A 215-nucleotide genomic window follows, 5' to 3' on the forward strand; every position below is an offset into this window, starting at 1 on the left:
AGACGATGGGGGCAAACCGTTGGCGACAGCTTTGGCATATTCGCCTCCCCGCTTCTTTGCCAGTACTTGCATCAGGCATTCGCGTTGCCGTTGTGGTTGCACCTATTGGCGCGGTTGCCGGTGAGTGGGTGGGGTCAAGCGAGGGGCTTGGCTACCTCATGCTACAAACTAATGCTCGCATGCTCATTGATGAAATGTTTGCTGCGCTGTTCATT

The 215-nt window shown here is 54.9% G+C and carries 1 protein-coding gene; it reads left to right on the forward strand.

Features of this window, described 5'->3' with window-relative positions; genetic code table 11:
• On the forward strand, positions 1–215 hold a 215-nt coding region (locus MRS74_RS23840), incomplete at both ends, for an ABC transporter permease (protein ID WP_254582760.1).

The organism is Marinobacterium sedimentorum (assembly GCF_024267675.1).
GTDB classification, from domain to species: Bacteria; Pseudomonadota; Gammaproteobacteria; order Pseudomonadales; family Balneatricaceae; genus Marinobacterium_A; species Marinobacterium_A sedimentorum.